Origin of the sequence: Azohydromonas sediminis (assembly GCF_003574675.1) — a bacterium.
Lineage (GTDB): Bacteria > Pseudomonadota > Gammaproteobacteria > Burkholderiales > Burkholderiaceae_C > Calidifontimicrobium > Calidifontimicrobium sediminis.
In genome coordinates this window covers 54449-74109 of sequence record NZ_QOAZ01000009.1, presented here as the reverse complement: position 1 = coordinate 74109, position 19661 = coordinate 54449, and the positions used below count along the sequence as shown (strand labels likewise).

Here is a 19661-nt window from a genome sequence, read left to right as displayed (position 1 = left end):
GCCGTGCAGAGCTTCGTCGAGCTGTGGGTCTACCTGTCGGCCACGCCGCTGTTCGGGCTGACGGCCACGCTCACCGTCTACGTCGGCGCGCAGGGGCTCGCGCAGCGGCTGGGCCAGCCGCCGTGGGCCAACCCGGTGCTGGTCACCGTCGTCGTGCTCGCCGTGCTGCTGTGGGCCACCGCGACGCCGTACCCGACCTACTTCTCGGGCGCGCAGTTCATCCACTTCCTGCTCGGACCCGCGGTCGTCGCGCTCGCGTGGCCGCTGTGGCAGCGCCGCGCCGAGCTGCGCCGGCGCGCGGGCCCGATCGTGCTCGCCGCGCTGGCCGGCGGCGGCGCCGCGGCGGCGAGCGCGGTGGCGCTGGGGCTCGCGCTCGACCTGCCGCGCGACGTCGTGCTGTCGCTCGCGCCGAAGTCGGTCACGGCGCCGGTGGCGATGGGCATCGCCGAGCAGATCGGCGGCATCCCGGCGCTGGCCGCCGCGTTCGCGGTGCTCACCGGCATGACGGGCGCGGTCAGCGCGAAGTACCTGTTCGACGCGCTGCGCGTGCCGCCGGGCGCGGTGCGCGGCTTCGCGCTCGGCACCGCGTCGCACGGCCTCGGCGCGGCGCGCGCGCTGCAGGTCGACCCCGACGCCGGTGCCTACGCCGGGCTCGCGCTCGGCCTGCAGGTCGTGCTCGCCGCGCTGCTGCTGCCGCTGGCGTTCCGGCTGTTCTGACGTTCCACCGAGGTTCCATGCAAACCGCGCTCGCCGACGAGTTCAAGCACACCCGCGAAGGCCAGGAGGCCGAGGCGATCCTGCGCAAGTGCGTCCACTGCGGCTTCTGCACCGCCACGTGTCCGACGTACCAGCTGCTCGGCGACGAGCTCGACGGCCCGCGCGGGCGCATCTACCTGATCAAGCAGGTGCTCGAAGGCGCGCCGGTCACGCGCAAGACGCAGCTGCACCTCGACCGCTGCCTGACGTGCCGCAACTGCGAGACGACGTGCCCGAGCGGCGTGCAGTACGGGCACCTGGTCGACATCGGACGCCAGATCGTCGAGCAGCGCGTCGAGCGGCCGGCCGGCGAGCGCGCGGTGCGCTGGCTGCTGAAGGAGGGGCTGACGTCGCCGCTGTTCGCGCCGGCGCTGAAGCTCGGCCAGCTCGCGCGGCCGCTGCTGCCACAGGCGCTCAGGAACAAGGTCCCGGCGAAGGCCCCGGCGCGCGCGCACCGCTGGCCGACGCAGACGCACCCGCGCAAGGTGCTGCTGCTGCTGGGCTGCGTGCAGCCGGCGATGATGCCCAACGTCAACAGCGCCACCGCGCGCGTGCTCGACGCCGCCGGCATCCAGACGCTGGTGGCCGACGGCGCGGGCTGCTGCGGCGCGCTGCGCACGCACCTGGGCGACACGGCGGGCGGCCTGGACGACATGCGGCGCAACGTCGACGCGTGGTGGCCGCTGGTGCAGCGCGGCGAGGTCGAAGCGATCGTGATGAACGCCTCGGGCTGCGGCGTCACCGTCAAGGAGTACGGCCACGCGCTGGCGCACGACCTCGACTACGCCGACAAGGCCCGACTCGTCAGCGCGCTGACGAAGGACCTCAGCGAACTGCTGCCCGACCTGGTGCCGGCGCTGCGCGAGCGCCTCGCGCACGCGGCCGAAGCCGCCGGGGCGCGCGGCGTGCCGGTCAAGCGGCTCGCCTTCCACCCGCCGTGCACGCTGCAGCACGGGCAGAAGCTGCGCGGCGGCGTCGAGACGCACCTGCGCGCACTCGGTTTCGACGTGCAGCTCGCGCCGAGCGACAGCCACCTGTGCTGCGGCTCGGCCGGCACCTACAGCGTGCTGCAGCCCGAACTGGCCTACCAGCTGCGCGACCGCAAGCTGCAGGCGCTGGCCCCGATCGATGCGCAGGTCATCGTCTCGGCCAACATCGGCTGCATCCAGCACCTGCAGACCGGCACGCCGCTGCCGGTGAAGCACTGGGTCGAGGTCGTCGACGAGGCGCTGGGCTGAAGGCCGCGGCGCGCGGCCTGCCTGCGCAGGCCGCCACGGCACGACGGGCGGGGACTCAGCGCGGGCTTGGGAGCGTTGTGCCGTCGTCAGTGCCGCGCCGCGCCGACGTAGATGTCGGTGTCGCGCAGCAGCCGGCGCAGCGTCTCGAACGCGACCTGCACCACCTCGGGCCGCCCCACGGCCGGCGCCAGCGCGACGACGGCCTCGTCGTCGTCGACGCGCAACTCGCGCAGCCACGCCCCGGCGGGCAGCGCGCGGCCGACTTCGCCGCACACGGCGCGCTCCAGGGCCGTCAGCAGGCCGCGCACGCGCCCCGGCTCGCCGACCAGCGTCGGCGGCAGCACCGTCGGCGCGGCGCCGGCGGGGTGGATCGGGATCATGCGGTGGGCCATGTGCGCATCTTCGCCGCCGCGCCGGCGCCGACGTTGATCGAAGTCAAACCGCTGCGCCGGCGGCGCCGATGCCCCTTCAGGCGGCGTGCGCGTCGGCCGCCAGCGGCACCGGCCGCACGCGCAGCGCGAGCACGACGCCGGCCACCAGCAGCGCGATGCCGGCCAGCGTCGCAGTGTCGGGCCACGCGCCGCGCAGCGCGAGCGCGTAGGCCAGCGCCGACAGCGTCTCGAACACGATCAGCTGGCCCGTCAGCGTCGTCGGCAGCCGCTGGCTAGCCGCGTTCCAGCACAGCGTGCCGAGCCACGACGCGAGCAGCCCGATGGCCAGCATCAGGCCGACGAACAGCTGCGGCCGCGGTCCCCACGGCATCGCGAACGCGCTGCCGCTGGCCGCGCTCCAGGCCCAGTAGCCGGCGAAGCCCGCCACCGCCAGCGGCAGCGTCGCCACGCCCTGCGCAGTGGCACACACGGTGGGCGAACGGTCGGGGTGCGCGCGCAGCCAGTCGGCGTTGCGGATCGGGTACCAGGTCCAGCAGGCCACCGCGCCGACCGCCAGCAGCGCACCGAGCGCGTAGCGGCCGAGGTCGGCCGCCGGGTCGTCGCGCAGGTGCGCGAGCTCGGCCTGGTTGACGAGCGCGATGCCGGCGGCGATCACCAGCAGCGACGGCGCCAGCCGCGCCCACGGCAGGCGGCCGTCGCGGCGCGCGTCGCGCAGGTTGGAGCTCACCGCGATCGCGACCGGCAGCGTGCCGATGATCATCGTCGGCAGCGGCGCACCGGCGTGCTGGATCGCACCGGCGAGGAACAGGTAGTAGACGACGTTGCCCACCAGCGCGAGCTCGAGCGCCTGCACCCAGTCGGCGCGCGTGAGCTGGCGCAGGCGCTGGCGGTCGAGCCACGCCAGCGGCAGCGCGATCAGACCGAACGCCAGGTAGCGCGCGAACGACAGCAGCGCCGGCGGGTAGTCGGCCAGCAGCACCGGCGCGACGAAGACGAGGCCCCACATCAGCCCCGCCGCGAGCGCGAACAGGGTGCCGGTGACGAGCGCGGTGCGGTGTGGCATGGGGCGCGCATTGTCGCTGCGGGTCGGCCGCGATGCCGCGCCGGGCGTGCGGCGGCTATCCTGCACGCGACCCCGTGGCTGGAGCCCCGCGATGACCCACCTGCTCGCCCTCGACCAGGGCACGTCCAGCTCGCGCAGCATCGTGTTCGACGCGCGCGGGCGCGTCGTCGCGATGGCGCAGCGCGAGCTGCGGCAGATCTACCCGCAGCCGGGCTGGGTCGAGCACGACCCGAACGAGATCTGGGCCACGCAGCTCGACACCGCGCGCGAGGCGCTGGCCCAAGCCGGGCTCGCGGCGCGCGACATCACCGCCATCGGCATCACCAACCAGCGCGAGACCACCGTGCTGTGGAACCGCCGCACCAGCCAGCCGGTGGCGCACGCCATCGTCTGGCAGGACCGCCGCACCGAGCCGCTGTGCGCGCAGCTGCGCGCGCAGCCGGCGCTGGCCGAGCACGTGCGCGCCGCCACCGGGCTCGTGATCGACTCGTACTTCTCGGCCACCAAGCTGCGCTGGCTGCTCGACCGCGTGAGCGGCGCGCACATCGCCGCCGCGCACGGCGAGCTGGCCTTCGGCACCGTCGACAGCTGGCTGCTGTTCAAGCTCACCGGCGGGCGCGTGCACGCCACCGACGTCAGCAACGCGGCGCGCACGATGCTGTTCGACGTGCGCCACCACGTGTGGGACCACGAGCTGCTGGCCGCCTTCCACGTGCCCGACAGCGTGCTGCCGAAGGTGCACGCCTCCAGCCACGTCTACGGCGAGACCGAGGCGGCGCTGCTCGGCGCCGCGGTGCCGATCGCCGGCATCGCCGGCGACCAGCAGGCGGCGCTGTTCGGCCAGGCCTGCTTCGCGCCGGGGAAGGCCAAGAACACGTACGGCACCGGCTGCTTCATGCTGATGCACACCGGCAGCCGCTTCGAGCGCTCGCGCCACGGGTTGGTGAGCACCGCGGCGGCGCAGGTGGGCAGCGCGAAGCAGTACGCGCTCGAAGGCAGCGTGTTCGTCGGCGGCGCCGTCGTGCAGTGGCTGCGCGACGGGCTGCACGCGATCGAATCCACCCGCGACGTGGAGGCGCTGGCCGCGAGCGTGCCCGACAGCGGCGGCGTGATGTTCGTGCCCGCCTTCACCGGGCTCGGCGCGCCGTACTGGAATGCGGATGCGCGCGGCACCATCACCGGCCTGACGCGCGGCAGCACGGTGGCGCACATCGCGCGCGCAGCGCTCGAGAGCATCGCCTACCAGAGCGCGGCGCTGCTGCAGGCGATGAGCGCCGACGCCGCCGCCAGCGGCAGTGCACCGGTGAGCGAGTTGCGCGTGGACGGTGGCGCCTGCGTCAACGACCTGCTGATGCAGTTCCAGGCCGACCTGCTCGGCATCCCGGTGGTGCGCCCGCAGGTAACCGAGACGACGGCGCTGGGCGCCGCCTACCTCGCGGGCCTGGCCACCGGCGTGTGGCGCAGCCTCGACGAACTGGCCGCGCTGTGGCAGCCGCAGCGCCGCTTCGAGCCGACGTTGCCGCGCGGGCGCGCGGCCGAGCGGATGGCGCAGTGGGAGCGGGCGGTGAGGCAGGCCATCGCGCCGTGACGGCGCGAACGCGGCAGGGCGGCCTGCCGCGCCGCCGTCAGCGCGTGGCCAGCAGCATCTGTTGCACCCACGTCGCCGCCTGCCCCTGCGGCTCGACGCGCGGCGGCGGCTCGTAGCGCAGGCCGATGGCCACGCGGCCGGTCCACCAGACGGTGCGGCCGGTCCCCGACAGCAGCAGCGGACCGACGTAGCCGTCGGGCACGTGGATGCCCAGGCGCTCCTGCGCGATCGATTCGCAAGCGCCGTGTGCGGGCGCGGGCGTCGCGGTCACCTCTGCTTTCATCGCGTTCTCCCGGGTCGATGCCGATGGCCGCATCTTCGACACCGGCGCCCGCCCCCGCATTGCCCGGTTCGGGGGATCGCGCGCCACCGACCGTGACGGATTCACTGGCGTCACCGCTTGATACACGTGTCTCCACCGCATCGACGGCAAGGTCGGCACCTCGCCGTCGAGTGCTGCCGCCGCACGAGACCGGCGGCCCGGTCACGTCGACGTGGCCCTCGCCGCGCCGTGCCGGCGCGCTCAACGCGGGCGTGCCTGCGTCGTCAGGAGAACCAGATGTTCCACAGACCGACGGCGACGTGGCCCCAGATGAGGATGTTGAACGCCAGCAGCGAGAACACCCGCGTGAAGCCCCACAGCGTGCGCGCACGGCGCAGGCAGGCGTCTTCGCCGGCGACGCCGTAGAGCACGAAGTACAGCGCCGACGGCACGAAGGTGCCGACGATCAGCACGCCCATCACCCAGTAGAAGACGGTCATGGGCGCATTGTCGGGCCTGCGGCGCCTGCCCGATGGCGCCGTGTAGACGGGCGAAACACCCGCTATCCCTGCCGTTCACTCGCCGGGCACCGATGTCCGAGGCCGGCCCGCTGCCCCACTCGCGCATCGCCGCCGAATGCGCGGGCTCGTGCTTCGGCGCCGCGTTCAGCGCGGCGCGGCGAGGTTCAGCGTCCAGTAGGTGGCGTAACCGGCGCCGGTCGCGCGCGCGCAGGCCAGCGCCATGTGCTGCACGTTCGGGTTCATCAGGTTCGCGCAGTGGCCGGGGCTCGCGGCCCACGCGGCGACGACGGCCTCGACGCTACCGTAGCCGGCGGCGATGTTCTCGCCGTAGGTGCGCCAGGCGTAGCCTGCGTTGGTGATGCGCGTGCCGGGGCCGACGCCTTCGGGGCTCGTGTGGCTGAAGTAGTTGCGCGCGGCCATGTCGGCCGCGTGGCCGGCCGCAGCCGCGTCGAGCTGCGCGTGCCACGCCAGCGCCGGCGCTGGCGCGTAGGTCGTGCTGCCGCAGGTCGCGCCGCCGGCGCGCAGCGCGTTGATGCGCTGCAGCGCCAGCGCCGCGAAGTTGGTCAGCCCGCAGGTGGCGCTGGCCGTGGCGGTCGCGGGGGCGGGAGGCAGTGGCGGTGATGGGCTCGGAGCGGCCGGCGCGGTGGCGCTGTCGCCCGTCGCCAGCGCCGGCGGTGCGTCGGCGGTGTCGCCGCCGCCCCCACCGCAGGCCCCCAGCGCCAGCGTGGCCACCAGGCCGGCCAGCGTGCGACAGCGCGCAAGACGCGCAAGTCGCGGGGCATGTGCCGGATCGGCAGGGGTCGTGCGCGGCATGCCGGCATTCTCGAGGCCCGCTGCGGCGTGCTTCGCACCGCGGCGGTAACGGCGGCGTAACGGCCGTGCGCCGGCGCGTCAGGGCGGCTCGGCGACGAGTTGCGCGCGGTCGAAGTCGAGTTCGGTGTGCGGCAGGCGCCACGTGTGCTCCGTGGGAGGCGGTACTGCGGCACCGGCGGCTGCGAGGTCGCCGGCGACGACGGCGCGCAGCACCTGCGGCGGCCAGCGGCGCGCGGCGAAGTCGCGCACCTGCTCGGCCGTCACGGCGCCGATCTCGTCGGGGTAGGCGGCCAATGCGCCCCACGGGCGGTCGGCGGCCCAGTGGCCGGCGAGCAGCGCGGCGATGCCGGCCGTCGTCTCCCACGCCCGTGCGAAGCCCCCCACCAGCGCCGCCTTGCGCGCGGCCAGTTCGCCGGGCTGCGGTGCGTCGCGCGCCAGGCGCTCGACTTCGTCGCGGATCAGCCGCAGCACCTCGGCCGCGGTGGCGTGGTCGGTCTGCGCGGTGGCGCTCCACCAGCCGCCGCCGGCGAAGGCCTCGCCGTCGGCGAACACGCCGTAGCTCAGCCCGCGGCGGATGCGCACCTGCTGGTTCAGCCGCGCCGAGTAGCCGCCGCCGAGCACGGCCGCGGCCACCTGCGCGACGCGCAGGTCGGCGTCGCCGAGCGCGACCCACGGCGCCGCGACGACGACGCTGCTCTGGCCGGCACCGGGCATGTCGACCCACGCCTCGCGCACGGCCATCGGCGCGGCCGGGCGCGGTGCGTCGTCGGCAATGGCCGCGCGGGTCGGCGCCCGCCAGTCGCCCAGGTGCCGGCGCGCGAGCGCGAGGGCCTGCGCCGGCGTGACGTCGCCGGCCAGCACGAGCAGCGCGCGGTCGGGGCGCGCGGCGCGGCGGTGGAACGCGACGACGTCGTCGCGCGTGAGCCGCCACAGCGACGCCGGCGTCGTCACCGCGCCGTAGGGGCTCGTGCCCCAGTGCAGCCGGCGTGCGACGCGCGCGGCGACGGCGGCGGGGTTGGCCCGCGCGAGGTCGAGGTCGTCGAGTGCCTGCAACCGCCAGCGCGCCAACTCGTTGGCGGCCAGCAGCGGGCGGCGCACGACGTCGGCCAGCAACGCGAGCGCGGCGTCGAGCTGCGGCGTGGCCACCGTCATCGAGACGCTGACGCTGTGCCAGCCGTGCGCGGTGTCGAGGCTCGCACCGAGCGCCTCGGCCTGGCGCGCGAGCGCCGCCGCATCGACGCGCCGCCCGCCGCGCTGCGCGCCGCGCGCGAGCAGCGCCGCCGTCGCGGCGGCGAGCCCAGCGCGGCCCGGCGGGTCGGACGCGGCGCCGGCGCGCAGCACGATCGCCACCGTGACCAGCGGCAGCCCGGGGCGCGCAGCGACGATCGTCGCGAGGCCGTTGTCGAGCGTGATCTCGTGCAGCGGCGGCAGCGCGAGCGGCCGCGCAGCGGCAGGCGGCGGCGGGGTGGCGGTTGTCGCGTGCGCGCTCGGCACGCCGACGAGCGCCATCGCGGCAGCGAGCAGCACGAGCGCCACGTGCCGTGCGCGCGGCAGGCACGCAAAAGGCCGGCCGTGCGCGCGAGCGCTCGCGCCCCCGCGCGCGCCGGCGGCCGCCGCGGGCGCGGTGCTCACCCGGGGGCACCCTGCACGTAGGTCAGCGCGACGCGGCGTGCCCGCAGCAGGTGTTCACGCGCGACGCGCTGCACGTCGGCCGCGGTGACGGCTTGCAGCTCGTCGAGCGCGCGGTCGGCCGCGTGCGCGTCGCCGCGCAGCACGAGTGCCCAGCCGAGCGCCTCGGCGCGGCCGGCCGGCGTCTCGCGCTCGACGAGTGCGGCCGTCGTCAGCTGCGCGCGCACCTTGGCCAGTTCCGCCGCCGACGGCGGCTTCTCGGCCAGTCGCAGCGTCTCGGCGGCGAGCACGCCCAGCAGCCGTGCCGGTGGCACGCCACCGGCGGCGATCGCCCAGCCGGCCAGCGTGCCGGCGTCGGCACGCAGGTCGGCACCGAAGCCGACCGCATTCGCGAGGTGACGCTCGCGCACCAGCGCCGCATGCAGCCGCGACGAGTGGCCGCCGGCCAGCAGCGCCGACGCGACCTGCAGCGCAGCGGCGTCGCGGTGCGCGGCGCCCGGCGCGCGCCACACCAGCGCCACGGCCGGCAGCGGCACGTGCGGCGCAGCCAGCCGCCGCGCCTCGTCGCGCCGGCGCGGCGGCTCGACGACCGCGACGCGCGGGATCGGCGTGCCCGGCGCCTCGACCGGCCCGAAGTGGCGCTGCACCCAGCGCGCGAGGTCGGCCACGTCGAACCCGCCGGCGACGATCAGCGCCGCGTTGTCGGGGCGGTAGTAGGTGCGGTGGAACGCGCGCACGTCGTCGAGCGTGGCCGCGCGCAGGTCGTCGATGCGGCCGATCACGCCGCGGCGGTACGGGTGCACGTCGAACGCGAGCGCGGGCAACGCCTCGAAGAAGCGGCCGTAGGGGTCGGCGAGCACGCGCTCGCGGTACTCCTCGACGACGACGTGGCGCTCGCTGTCGAGGCTGGCCTGATCGACCTCGAGGTGCGCCATGCGCTCGGCCTCGGCCCACAGCAGTGGCTCGAGGTGGTTGGCCGGCACCTCGCTGTGATAGACCGTGACGTCGTCGACGGTGAACGCGTTGTTCTGCCCGCCGACGTCCTCGGTCAGGCGGTCGATCGTCTCGGCGGGCATGTGGCGCGTGCCCTTGTACATCAGGTGCTCGAACAGGTGCGCGAAGCCCGAGCGCCCCGGCGGGTCGTCCTTGGCGCCGACGCGGTACCAGACCTGCACGCTGACGGTGGCCGCCGCCGCATCGGGCAGCGCATACACCTGCAGCCCGTTGGGCAGCCGCCACGACTGCAGCGCCAGCGGCGGCACGCGCAGCGCTGCCGCCGGCGCGAGCGTCGGCAGCGCGAGCGCGGCCGGCACGACGAGCAGCAGGCGACGGCGGGTGACGGGCATGGAGGCGGACACGGGGCGACGGACGCCACGATAACGCGCCGCGCCACGCCGCCGTGCACGGCGCCGGCGCGCGGGGGCGTCGGTACCATGGTGCGCCCCGACTGAGCGCGCCCCCGCATGTCCGACCCCGACGACGCCCTGCCGAACGAGCCCACGCCGCCGGCGGCGAGCCCCGAGCCGCACGAGGCCACGACCCCCGGTGTGACGGCGGCCGACGGTGCAGCGCCGCCCGCTGCAGCGTCGGCGGCCGCCTCGCCGGCCGCGTCGATGACGCCGGCGCAGTGCGGCCAGCGGCTCGCCGAGCTGTTCCCGGCGCTGTTCGCCGGCGCGCCGAAGCCGCTGAAGCTGCGCGTGCACGCCGACATCCAGGCGCGCGCGCCGGGCGTGTTCTCGAAAGCCGTGCTGTCGGCCTTCATGCGGCGGTACACGAACAGCACCGCGTACCTCAACGCGGTGGCGCGCGGCACGCAGCGCATCGGCCTCGACGGCGAGCCGGCCGGCGAGATCGCGCCCGAGCACCGGCAGGCCGCGCTCGACGAGCTCGCGCGCCGGCGCGAGCGCCACGCGGCGCAGCGCGCCGCCGAACGCGAGGCCGCCCGTGCGGCCGAACGTGCCGAGCACGAGGCGCGTGCGCAGCAGGCGCAGGCGAGGCGCGCGCGTGCACAGCTGCTGCGCGACTTCGAGCGCACAACGCTGACGGCGGCCAACTTCGCTGCGCTAAAGGGCCTCGCGCCCGACGCGCTGCAGGCGCAGCTCAAGCTCGCGCGGCGCGAGGCCGCCGAGCGGGCGCCGCCGCCCCACGCCCGAGGCCCGGGCGGCCCGGGCGACCCCGCGCACGGCGGCCCGCACACCGGGCGTCGCGACAGCCCGCGCGGGCCCCGCGGGCCGCACGAGGCCGGCACCGCCCGACCGCGCGACGAGCGTCCCGGCCCGCGCGCGCCCCGGCCGCCGCGCGCGGCGCGCTGAGCACGCCGCGGCGGCCGCTGGCGCTACTCTGGCGCTACTTGACGAGCGGCCGCACCTGCGTGAACCCGCCGTCGACGGCGATCACCTGCCCGGTCACGCGCGCGGCCGCGTCGGACAGCAGCCACGCGATCACGTCGGCCACCTGATCGGCGGTCTGCACGCCGCCCAGCGGGTACTGGCGGCCGGCGGCTTCGCGCATCGCGGCGACCTTGAGCAGGCCCGCCGTCATCGGCGTGTCGGTCATGCCCGGCGCGACGACGTTGACGCGCAGCCCCAGCGTCGCATACGTGGCCGCCGCGCTGCGCGCGAGCGCCTCGACGCCGCCCTTGGCGGCCGCGATGGCCTCGTGATTGGCCACGCCGATGCGCGCGACGACCGACGACACGAGCACCGCCGCACCCGGCCTCGCGGCCTCGCGCAGCGCGTCGGCCCACGCCTGCAGCACGAAGAACGCGCTGTCGAGGTTGACGCGCAGCACCTCGCCGTACTGCTCGGCCTTCGTGCGGTGCAGCGGCGCGATCAGCGTGCTGCCGACACAGTGCGCGAGGTGCGTCGGCACCGCGCCGAGCTGCGCGCGGCACTGCTCGATCGCGGCGGCGGCGCCTTCGGGCGTCGTCGTGTCGGCGGCGATGCAGGCGTCGGCGCCGAGCGCGTGCAGCGGCTCGGCCGCGCGGCCGACGGCCGCGACGCCGAAGCCCTGCGCGCGCAGCCGCGGCAGCAGCGCGCGTCCGATGCCGCCGCGCGCGCCGGTGACGAGGGCGACCGGGGTCATCGCGCGGCGTCCGATGCGGCCGAAGACCGGCGCAGCCGCGCGGCGGCGCCGACGTCGGCCAAGCACAGCGGGCGCGTCGCGCGCAGGCCGCGGCAGAGGCCGATCACGCGCCGGCACAGCGGGCACGCGCCGTCGTAGAGCACGCTCAGCGCGGGCGCCCCGGCGCCGGGAGTCGGTGCGGGTGGGCTCGGGTTGCGCAGCGCGTGCATGCGCCAATCTTGGCACGCGGATGACTCCATGGTTTTTGCTTGAACCAATGGGTATGCGAACCGACGGGGTTTATCGTCCGCGCAGCCCGGCGCGCACGAAGCGCACGGCTCAGCCCGCCTCGCTCAGCAGCTCGTCGAGGCGGCTCTCGCCGCGGCTGACGCGCGCCCAGTACTGCGAGAACGATGCGCATCGGCGCGGCGGCTCGGCAAACAGCGCCGGCTCGGCGTCGAGTGCGGCGACGCCGTCGAGCAGCGCGCCGAGGTGCGGGTCGGCGACGCTGCGCACCGAGCGCGCGGCGGCCAGCGTCGCGCGCAAGTCCTCGGCGTCGGCCCACCACAGGTGGTCGGCGAGCGCCGCCAAGCGGGTGGCGACGAAGCGCCAGCGGCGCTCGCTCCAGCCCCAGCGGAGGTGGAAGCCCCGCTCGCACACCCCGACGCGCACCGTGCTGGCCGGCAGGTCGGGCGGCGGCGCGCGCAGCGCCCACGGGTGCACGAGCCAGACGTCGCGGCCGGCGACGCTCGCGCGGTTCGGCGCGGTGCACAGGTCGAGGTCGTCGGGCGGCGCATGCCAAAGGCGCGGCTCGGCCACGCCGTCGGCGCGCGGCGCGGCGGGCACCGGCTGCGGTGCATGCGCGAGCCGCTCGAGTGCGTCGTAGCCGGCGTCGAGCACGCTGCCGGGCGAGTGCCAGGCCGGCGGCGCGTACTTCGCGACGTTGTCGGCGTTGAAAAGGTACGGCTTGTGGCTGCCGGTGCCGGCGACCCACTGCCAGCTCAGGTGGTTGCTCGCGAGGTCGCCGTCGAGCAGGTGCGCGTAGAGCCAGTCGGCGCCGGCCTTCCAGTGCACCTTGCGCAGGTGCACGAGGTACGACGCGAGCCACAGCCGCGCGTGGTTGTGCAGCCAGCCGGTCGCGTACAGCGCGCGCACCGCCTCGTCGACGACCGGCACGCCGGTGCGCGCCTCGCGCACGTCGGCCGGCAGCTCGCGTGCATAGGCCGCGTCGGGCAGCGGGCCGGGGTGCAGCGACGCGAAGATGCCGTCGCCGAGGTGGCGCCACGCGTGGCGGAAGTACGCGCGCCAGCCGAGCTCGTAGACCAGCTTGTGCTGCACGGGCAGCGCGTGGCGCTCGGCGAGCGCGGCGGCGACATCGCGCAGCGTCAGGAAGCCGTGCGTCAGGTACGGCGACAGCCGCGTGACGGCGCCGTCGAGGCGGTTGCGAGTGCGCGCGTAGGCGTCGGGGCGGATCGCGGCGAGCCGCGCGCGCGCGGCGTCGGCGGTGGGCGGGAAGTCGTCGGGGACCATCGGTCAGGGCAGGCCGTCGCGGGCCCGCAGGTGATCGGCGCGCGCCGCGATCGCGGCGCGCTCGGTGGCGCTCGGGCGCGCGAGGTTCTTCACCTGCAGCGCCATGCGCGGGTGCTGGGCGAATCGGTGCTCATGGCGCGCGAGGAAGTCCCAGTACAGCGTCGTGAACGGACACGCGTCGTCGCCGCCGGCCTTCGCCGGGTCGAAGCGGCAGCCCTTGCAGTACGGGCTCATGCGGTCGAGGTACTTGCCGCTGGCCGCGTAAGGCTTGCTCGCCATCAGGCCGCCGTCGCCGTACTGGCTCATGCCCAGCGTGTTCGGCAGCTCGACCCACTCGACGGCGTCGACGTAGACGGCGAGGTACCACGCGTGCACCTGCTGCGGCGCGACGCCGAGCAGCAGCGCGTACAGCCCGGTGACCATCAGCCGCTGGATGTGGTGCGCGTAGCCGTGCGCGAGCGTGGAGCCGATCGCGTCGGCCAGGCACGCCATCGGCACGTCGCCACGCCAGTAGAACGCCGGCAGCGGCTGGTGTGCGTCGAGCGCGTTGAGCGCGAGGTAGCCGGGCATGCGCGTCCAGTAGATGCCGCGCACGTACTCGCGCCAGCCGAGGATCTGGCGGATGAAGCCCTCGGCGCTGGCGAGCGGCACGCGGCCGGCGCGGTAGGCGGCCTCGGCACGGTCGATGACTTCCTTCGGGTGCAGCAGCTTCAGGTTCAGCGCCGCCGAAAGGTGTGAGTGGTACAGCCACGGCTCGCCGGGCCACATCGCGTCCTGGAAGCGGCCGAACGACTCGAGGCGCTCGTCGACGAACGCGTCGAGCGCGCGCAGCGCCTGCGTGCGCGTCACCGGCCACGCGAACGAATCGAGCGAACCCGGGTGGTCGGCGAAGCGACGGTTCACGAGGTCGATCACGTCGCGCGTGATCGCGTCGGGCGCGAACGTTGGACGTGGCGGCACGAAGCCGGGGCCGCGCGCGTCGAAGGCCTCGCGGTTGTCGGCGTCGTAGTTCCACTGGCCACCGCAGGGTTCGTCACCCTCCATCAACACGCGGTGGCGCCGCCGCATCTCGCGGTAGAAGAACTCCATGCGCAGGCCCTTGCGTCCCTTCGCGTGCGCGGCGAACTCGTCGACGCTGGCGAGGAAGTGGCGGTCGGCGCGGATCTCGAGCGGCACGCCGAGCCGCTGCGCGGCCGCGGCCAGCGCCTTGCGCACGCGCCACTCGCCGGGCTCGGTCGTCAGGAGCCGCTGCGGCTTCAGCGCCTGCACCGCCGCCTCGAGCTCGCCGGCCAGCGTGTGGCGGTTCGCCGGGTCGTCGAGATGCCGGTAGTGCAGCGCGAGGCCCTCGTCGCGCAATGCGTGCGCGAAGTGGCGCATCGCGCTCAGGAACATCGCCGTGCGCGGCTTCGACGACGGCACGTGCGTCGACTCGGCGTCGACCTCGGCCATCCACACCGCGTCGCGCGCGGCGTCGAAGCCGTCGAACGCCGACGAGCCCCGGTCGAGCTGGTCGCCGAGCACGAGCACGAGGTGGCGCAGCGGCGTCGCGTCAGCCACCGCCCGCCTCCGTCGCCGCGGCGTGGCCCTTGCCTTTGCGCCGCCGGCACGCGTCGCTGCAGACCTTCACGTCGTCCCAGTTCTTCGCCCAGGCCTTGCGCCACGCCATCTCGCGCCCGCACACCGCGCAGACCTTGCGCGGCAGCGACTGCTTGTTGCCCTTGAAGCCGCGCGCGGCCGTCACGGCGCGGCCTCGTCGAAGAGGTCACGCTGGGCCGCGGCACGCGGCGTCGCGGCGCGTCCGCGCGGGCGCGCCGTCGGCGGCAGCCCGCTCTTGCGGCTGCCGTGGCGCTGCTGGATCGCGTCAGCTTCGGCACGCGCCTCGGGCTCGGCGCGCAGCGCATACAGCCGCTGCTTCGCGTGCTCGACGGCCGCACGGTCGTCGACGACCGGCGGCGGGTAGTCGCGCCCGATCACGCAGCCGGCGCGCTGCTGCACGTCGGCGGGCATGCGCCACGGCTGCGCGACGAACGCGGTGGGCACGCCTTGCAGTTCGGGCACCCAGCGGCGCACGAACGTGCCGTCGGCATCGTGGTCGAGCGCCTGCTTGGTCGGCGAGTAGATGCGCAGCGTGTTGATGCCGGTGGTGCCGCTTTGCATCTGCATCTGGCTCCAGTGGATGCCGGCCTCGAAGTCGAGGAACTGGCGCGCCAGATGCAGCCCGGTGGGCCGCCAGTGCAGCCACAGGTGGTACGACGCGAACGACACCAGCATCGCGCGCATGCGGAAGTTGAGCCACCCGGTCGCGTTCAGCGAGCGCATGCAGGCGTCGACCATCGGGTAGCCGGTCGCGCCCTCGCGCCACGCGTCGAAGCGGCGCTGCGCCTCGGCGTCCCACGCCACGCCGTCACCCGGGCGCAGGCCGTCGCAGGCGCGGGCGAAGTGGCGGAACTCGATCGCCGGCTCGTCCTCGAGCTTCTGCATGAAGTGGCAGTGCCAGCGCAGCCGGCCGGCGAAACCGCGCAGGTCGTGCGCGAAGCGGCGCTCGTCGGCGTCGCCGGCGGCCAGTGCGTCGATGCGCGCCGAGGTGGCCTGGTGCATGCAGCGCATCGAGATCGTGCCGAACGCGAGGTGCTCGCTGAGCCGGCTGCAGCCGTCGGCAGCGGCGAGCGGGCTCGACAGGTGCCGGCGGTAGCCGCGTCCGCGGCCGGCGAGGAAGCTCGCGAGCGTCGCCCACGCGGCGCGCTCGCCGGCCGCCGTCGGCGCATCGACGGCCGGCAGCCCGAGGCCGGCGGGCGTGGGCAGCGGCGCGGGCGCGACCGGTGCGCCGCGCCAGCCCGCGGGCATCGCGACCTCGGGCGCGTCCATGCGCTGCTGCCAGCGCTGCGCCCAGCCGTTGCGGCTGCGCAGACGGCGGATCACACCGGTCTGCGCGAACTCCTGCCAAGCGACGCCGCGCGCACGGCACCACGCGGCCACCGTGCGGTCGCGGTCGTAGGTCCAGCCGGGGCCGGTTTCCTCGTGGCTGAACAGGTGCGTGAACGCGAATTCGCGGCGCAGCGCGTCGAACACGTCGGGGATCGGGCCCACGCGAACCACCAGCGGCAGTCCGCGCACGGCCAGCGCCTCGCGCAGTTCGCTCAGCGCGGCGAGCTTCCATGCGACGTGGCGCGGGTGGCACTCGGGGCTCGCGAGCCAGGCCGGCTCGATCACGGCCAGCGCGAGCGCCTCGTCGGCCGCCGCGGCAGCGGCGAGCGGCGCGTGGTCGCGCACGCGCAGGTCGCGCTTGAGCCACACCACCGCCTTCAAGCCCGCCCCCCGCTCGCGACCATGGGTGCGAGCATGCGCGAAGGCCCATGACCTTGCCGGCGTGGGGCTGCGGCCGCTTGCGGGCACGCGCACCCGCGCCACCCGCGGACACGTCGACGAGGCCGCTACACGGCCACCGCGGCGGTGCGAGCACGACGCCGCCCGCCGTGCTCGAGCCGCTCGGCGCGCCACTTGGACTGAGGCTCGTCGACCGCGCGCGCGGCGCACTCTCACAGCGTCAGCGTGCGCGCCAGCCGCTCGACGCGCAGGCGAATCAGCAGCTCGCGCTCGGCGATGCGTGCACGCAGCGCCTGCGCGTCGGCGCTTGCCGTGTCCAGCGTGGCGAGCTGGTCGCGCCAGCGCTGCAGTTCCTGCATCAGCTCGACCTCGGGCGGCACCTGACCCGCGTTGCGCAGCACCTTGAACGCCAGCCGCAGCTCGGGCGGCGCGTCGAAGTAGCCGTCGTCGGGCAGCGGGCGGCCCCACGCGGCGCTCTTCTGCAGCTCGCCCGAAGCCACCGCCTGCGACACGCACTCGCCGATGCGCTCGTCGAGCGAGCGCACGCGCTCGTCGCGCTCGCGACGCCTGGCGTCGTCGGCGCGGCGTTGCACGTCGCGCGCGGCGTGCCACCAGGGGCCGGACGCGGTGTGGCGGTTCATGCGGCTGTCCGGCGTCAGGCGCTGCGCGCGAGGGCGCGCTCGGCCACACCCAGGCGCTGCGCCCAGTGGCGCGTCAGCGGTGTCGGCGGCTTGGCCAGCGCGCGTTCGTGCAGCAGCGCGCGGCCAATCGTGCGCGCCGCTGCGCCCGCCGCCGCAGCGCCGTTGGCCAGCAGCGTGAGGTCGATCAGGTCGCGCTGCGCGTGGCTGCCGCCCAAGCCCTGCGCGAGCGCGCGCGCCGGCCACATCGCGTGGGCGGCGGCGTCGTGCTCGCCACGCGCGAACGCGAGCACGCCGCGCATCAGCGGCAGGCCGACGTCGCGCGCGATCGCGTGGTTCGCGCGCGCCGGCTCGTCGCCGGCGAGCACGCGCGCCGCGCAGGCGGCGAGCCAGCGCTCGGCGCGCGCGAGGTCGCCGGCGCCGACGAGCGCGATCACGACGTGCCAGTCGTTGAATGCGTAGTGCCCGGCGTGCGCTTCGTCGAGCGGCCAGCCGTCGACGAGGTCGCGAAACAGCGCGTCGACCTCGACGCCGAGCAGATGCAACCGCCACAGCAGTGCCGCCGCGTCGACGCGCTGCAGCGTCGTGTGCAGCGCGTCGCGCGACAGGTGCGTGTCGACGACGCGCAGCACGCCGGCGGTGTCGAGCGCCTCGAGCCGCAACAGCGCGAGGTGCCACCACAGGTGCACCGCGAAGCCGTTGCCCTCGGCCCACGCGGGCTGGTGCTGGCGCAGCCACGCGGCGCCGTCCTCGAGCCGGCCCTGCATCTCCATCACGTGCGCGACCGCGTGCACGGCCCACGGCGTGCGCGCGTCGAGCGCGAGTGCGCGCCGCGCGGCCTCCTCGGCCTGCGGGTACAGGTGGTTCTCCTCGAGGCCGAACGCGTGCAGCGCGAGCACGTGCGGGTACAGCGGGTCGGCCTCGTCCCACGCGGGCAGCGCACGCGCCGGGCGCGCGCGCAGGTGCAGCGCGTCGCCGCGGTAGAAGTCCCACAGGTGCGCCCACTGCAGCGCGAGCGCGTCGCGCGGATGCTCGAGCAGCAGGTCGTCCCACACGCGGCAGGCCTGGTGCCAGCGCCCGTCGACGCCGTGCGCGAGCGCGGCCAGGTGCGCGCGCTCGCGCGGCGTCGCGTGCGCCTCGTGCGCGCGCGCGTGCGCGAGGTGCTGCGCCGCCTCGGCCACCCGCGCCGGATCGGTCAGGCCGAGCAGGAAGCCGGCCTTCATCGCGTGCGGCAGCGCCCACGCGGGGTCGGCGGCGATCGCGGCGTCGAGGTCCGCCAGCGGCGGGTCGTAGTACGACATCATGCGCCACAGCGCCTGCTCGACGGCGTCGCGCGCGGCCACGCTCGCCGTCGAGACGGGGTGGCCGCGCAGGTCGCGCAGGTCGCTGGGGCTCGTGCCGCGCATGGGCCCGACTCTAACGGGTCGTCACCACGCGTCCGGGGTCGGCCACGGCGGCAGGGCGCCGCGCAGCTGCTCCCACAGCCGCGCGACGCGCAGCACGCCGACGTCGTCGTGGCGCCGCCCGGCGATCTGGATGCCCACCGGCAGCCCGTCGGGCGTGAGGCCGGCCGGCAGCGCGAGGGCCGGCTGCTCGCCCATGTTGAACGGCAGCGTGAACGCGATGTGCTCGAACGGGCGCTGCGGGTCGTTCGTCGGCCCGGCGGCCTCGGCGGGGAACGACGCGACGGGGCTCACCGGCGACAGCACGACGTCGAACGGCTGGCACGCGGCGACGCAGGCGTCGCGCAGCGCGCCCATCTGGCTGAAGCCGTGGAACACCTGCTCGGCGCTGAAGCCGGCCGCCGGCGCGACCCACTCGCGGATGAACGGCAGGATGCGCTCGCGCCGCTCGGGCGGCAGCCTCGCGAACTCGACGTGGAAGCGCATGCGCCAGAAGCGGTCGATGCCGTCGGCCATCTCGCGCGTCGCGAATGGCGCGAGCGGCTCGACGACGGCGCCCGCGCGCTCGAACGCGCGCGCGGCAGCCTCGACGACCGCGGCCACCTCGGGCGCGACCGGCAGGCCCCAGCCGGCGTCGATCCACAGCCCGATGCGCAGGCCGCGGGGCTCGCGTGCGGGCGCGTCCCAGTCCAGCGCCTGGGACGGCAGGCTCGTGGTGTCGCGCGCATCGGGCCGCGCGAGCACGGCCATCATCGCCGCGGCGTCGTCGACGCGGCGCGTGATCGGGCCGGCGACGCGGCCGTAGTACGGCGGGTGGATCGGCACGCGCCCGAGACTGGGCTTGAAGCCGACGACGCCGCACCAGCCGGCCGGCAGCCGGATCGAGCCGCCGATGTCGGTGCCCACGTGCAGCGGCCCGTAGCCGGCGGCGGCCGCGGCCGCGGCGCCGGCCGACGAACCGCCGGGGTTCTTCGCGAGGTGCCACGGGTTGCGCGTGAGCGCGTGAAAGCTCGACAGCCCCGATGACAGCATCCCGTAGTCGGGCATCGTCGTCTTGGCCACCAGCACGCAGCCGGCTTCGCGCAGCCGCGCCGCCGGCGGCGCGTCGTCGGCGGCGGGCACGAGCTCGGTGGCGGCGGTGCCCAGCGGCACCGGCGTGCCGCGCGTGGCGATGTTCTCCTTGATCGTGCACGGCACGCCGTCGAGCGCCGACAGCGGCTCGCCGCGCACCCAGCGCGCTTCGCTCGCGCGCGCGGCGGCGAGCACGGCGTCGGCGTCGAACGCCCACAGCGCGTGCAGATGCGACTCGCAGCGCGCGACGTGGGCGACGAGGTCGTGCGCGACGTCGAGCGGCGACAGCTCGCCGCGGCGGTACAGCGCGGCGAGCGCGTGCGCGCTCAGCGCGTGCAGCGGGGAGGTCGGGGCAGCAGGCACGGCAGCG

General features: G+C 75.8%; 20 protein-coding genes. 4 read left to right on the top strand and 16 right to left on the bottom strand.

From position 1 onward, the window contains the following. The first annotated feature begins 3 nt into the window (after positions 1-3). Complete coding sequence (locus DRV96_RS07260) at positions 4-717, top strand: LrgB family protein (RefSeq protein ID WP_119289375.1); 714 nt, start codon at positions 4-6, stop codon at positions 715-717. Between the two features lie 17 nt (positions 718-734). Continuing rightward, the gene (gene glcF, locus DRV96_RS07255; RefSeq protein ID WP_119289373.1) at positions 735-1994 is read left to right on the top strand and encodes a glycolate oxidase subunit GlcF; all 1260 of its coding nucleotides are present in this window, start codon (positions 735-737) and stop codon (positions 1992-1994) included. Positions 1995-2080: 86 nt separating this feature from the next. Here glcF and DRV96_RS07250 read toward each other — a convergent pair whose 3' ends face one another. Further along, complete coding sequence (locus tag DRV96_RS07250; protein ID WP_119289371.1) at positions 2081-2386, bottom strand: hypothetical protein; 306 nt, start codon at positions 2384-2386, stop codon at positions 2081-2083. Between the two features lie 76 nt (positions 2387-2462). Beyond that, positions 2463-3449, bottom strand: coding sequence for a DMT family transporter (locus DRV96_RS07245; protein WP_119289369.1), 987 nt, complete (start codon positions 3447-3449; stop codon positions 2463-2465). A 91-nt stretch (positions 3450-3540) separates the two neighbouring features. Between DRV96_RS07245 and glpK the strand changes: the two genes are divergently transcribed. Beyond that, positions 3541-5037 carry a glycerol kinase GlpK gene (gene glpK, locus DRV96_RS07240; RefSeq protein ID WP_119289367.1) on the top strand — a complete coding sequence of 499 codons (1497 nt, stop codon included), beginning with the start codon at positions 3541-3543 and terminating at the stop codon, positions 5035-5037. 37 nt (positions 5038-5074) lie between these two features. Here glpK and DRV96_RS07235 read toward each other — a convergent pair whose 3' ends face one another. From DRV96_RS07235 to DRV96_RS07215, 5 genes are all read right to left on the bottom strand, one after another. Continuing rightward, positions 5075-5320 carry a hypothetical protein gene (locus DRV96_RS07235; RefSeq protein WP_119289365.1) on the bottom strand — a complete coding sequence of 82 codons (246 nt, stop codon included), beginning with the start codon at positions 5318-5320 and terminating at the stop codon, positions 5075-5077. Between the two features lie 263 nt (positions 5321-5583). Further along, positions 5584-5799: a hypothetical protein gene (locus DRV96_RS07230; protein WP_119289363.1), complete on the bottom strand. Its 216-nt coding sequence runs from the start codon at positions 5797-5799 to the stop codon at positions 5584-5586. A gap of 165 nt (positions 5800-5964) precedes the next feature. Then, positions 5965-6633, bottom strand: a complete 669-nt coding sequence (locus tag DRV96_RS07225) for a CAP domain-containing protein (RefSeq protein ID WP_119289361.1) — start codon at positions 6631-6633, stop codon at positions 5965-5967. Between the two features lie 78 nt (positions 6634-6711). Beyond that, positions 6712-8265, bottom strand: coding sequence for a M16 family metallopeptidase (locus tag DRV96_RS07220; protein WP_119289358.1), 1554 nt, complete (start codon positions 8263-8265; stop codon positions 6712-6714). Continuing rightward, positions 8262-9608, bottom strand: coding sequence for a M16 family metallopeptidase (locus tag DRV96_RS07215; RefSeq protein WP_119289356.1), 1347 nt, complete (start codon positions 9606-9608; stop codon positions 8262-8264). The genes DRV96_RS07220 and DRV96_RS07215 overlap by 4 nt, the downstream gene beginning before the upstream one ends. A gap of 117 nt (positions 9609-9725) precedes the next feature. On the opposite strand from DRV96_RS07215, the gene DRV96_RS07210 reads away from it, so the two are divergent. Beyond that, on the top strand, positions 9726-10574 hold the full coding sequence (locus tag DRV96_RS07210) for a ProQ/FINO family protein (RefSeq protein ID WP_119289354.1): 849 nt from the start codon (positions 9726-9728) through the stop codon (positions 10572-10574). Positions 10575-10608: 34 nt separating this feature from the next. Here the strand turns inward: DRV96_RS07210 and DRV96_RS07205 are convergent, their stop codons facing one another. The 9 genes from DRV96_RS07205 to DRV96_RS07165 form a co-directional block, all read right to left on the bottom strand. Continuing rightward, complete coding sequence (locus DRV96_RS07205; RefSeq protein ID WP_119289352.1) at positions 10609-11346, bottom strand: SDR family NAD(P)-dependent oxidoreductase; 738 nt, start codon at positions 11344-11346, stop codon at positions 10609-10611. Next, complete coding sequence (locus DRV96_RS18380) at positions 11343-11555, bottom strand: thiol-disulfide oxidoreductase DCC family protein (protein WP_119289349.1); 213 nt, start codon at positions 11553-11555, stop codon at positions 11343-11345. Before DRV96_RS18380 ends, DRV96_RS07205 begins: the two co-directional genes overlap by 4 nt. 109 nt (positions 11556-11664) lie before the next feature. Continuing rightward, positions 11665-12855: an FAD-binding domain-containing protein gene (locus DRV96_RS07195; RefSeq protein WP_119289347.1), complete on the bottom strand. Its 1191-nt coding sequence runs from the start codon at positions 12853-12855 to the stop codon at positions 11665-11667. Positions 12856-12858: 3 nt separating this feature from the next. Beyond that, complete coding sequence (locus tag DRV96_RS07190) at positions 12859-14412, bottom strand: cryptochrome/photolyase family protein (protein WP_235823313.1); 1554 nt, start codon at positions 14410-14412, stop codon at positions 12859-12861. Next, on the bottom strand, positions 14405-14596 hold the full coding sequence (locus DRV96_RS07185; protein WP_119289345.1) for a DUF2256 domain-containing protein: 192 nt from the start codon (positions 14594-14596) through the stop codon (positions 14405-14407). Before DRV96_RS07185 ends, DRV96_RS07190 begins: the two co-directional genes overlap by 8 nt. Beyond that, positions 14593-16149 (bottom strand): cryptochrome/deoxyribodipyrimidine photo-lyase family protein, encoded by a 1557-nt coding sequence (locus DRV96_RS07180; RefSeq protein ID WP_119289462.1) that lies wholly within the window; start codon positions 16147-16149, stop codon positions 14593-14595. Before DRV96_RS07180 ends, DRV96_RS07185 begins: the two co-directional genes overlap by 4 nt. 242 nt (positions 16150-16391) lie before the next feature. Continuing rightward, complete coding sequence (locus DRV96_RS07175) at positions 16392-16820, bottom strand: DnaJ family domain-containing protein (RefSeq protein ID WP_119289343.1); 429 nt, start codon at positions 16818-16820, stop codon at positions 16392-16394. Between the two features lie 14 nt (positions 16821-16834). Further along, complete coding sequence (locus DRV96_RS07170; protein WP_119289340.1) at positions 16835-18223, bottom strand: tetratricopeptide repeat protein; 1389 nt, start codon at positions 18221-18223, stop codon at positions 16835-16837. A gap of 21 nt (positions 18224-18244) precedes the next feature. Further along, the gene (locus tag DRV96_RS07165; RefSeq protein WP_235823312.1) at positions 18245-19654 is read right to left on the bottom strand and encodes an amidase; all 1410 of its coding nucleotides are present in this window, start codon (positions 19652-19654) and stop codon (positions 18245-18247) included. Positions 19655-19661 lie beyond the last annotated feature (7 nt).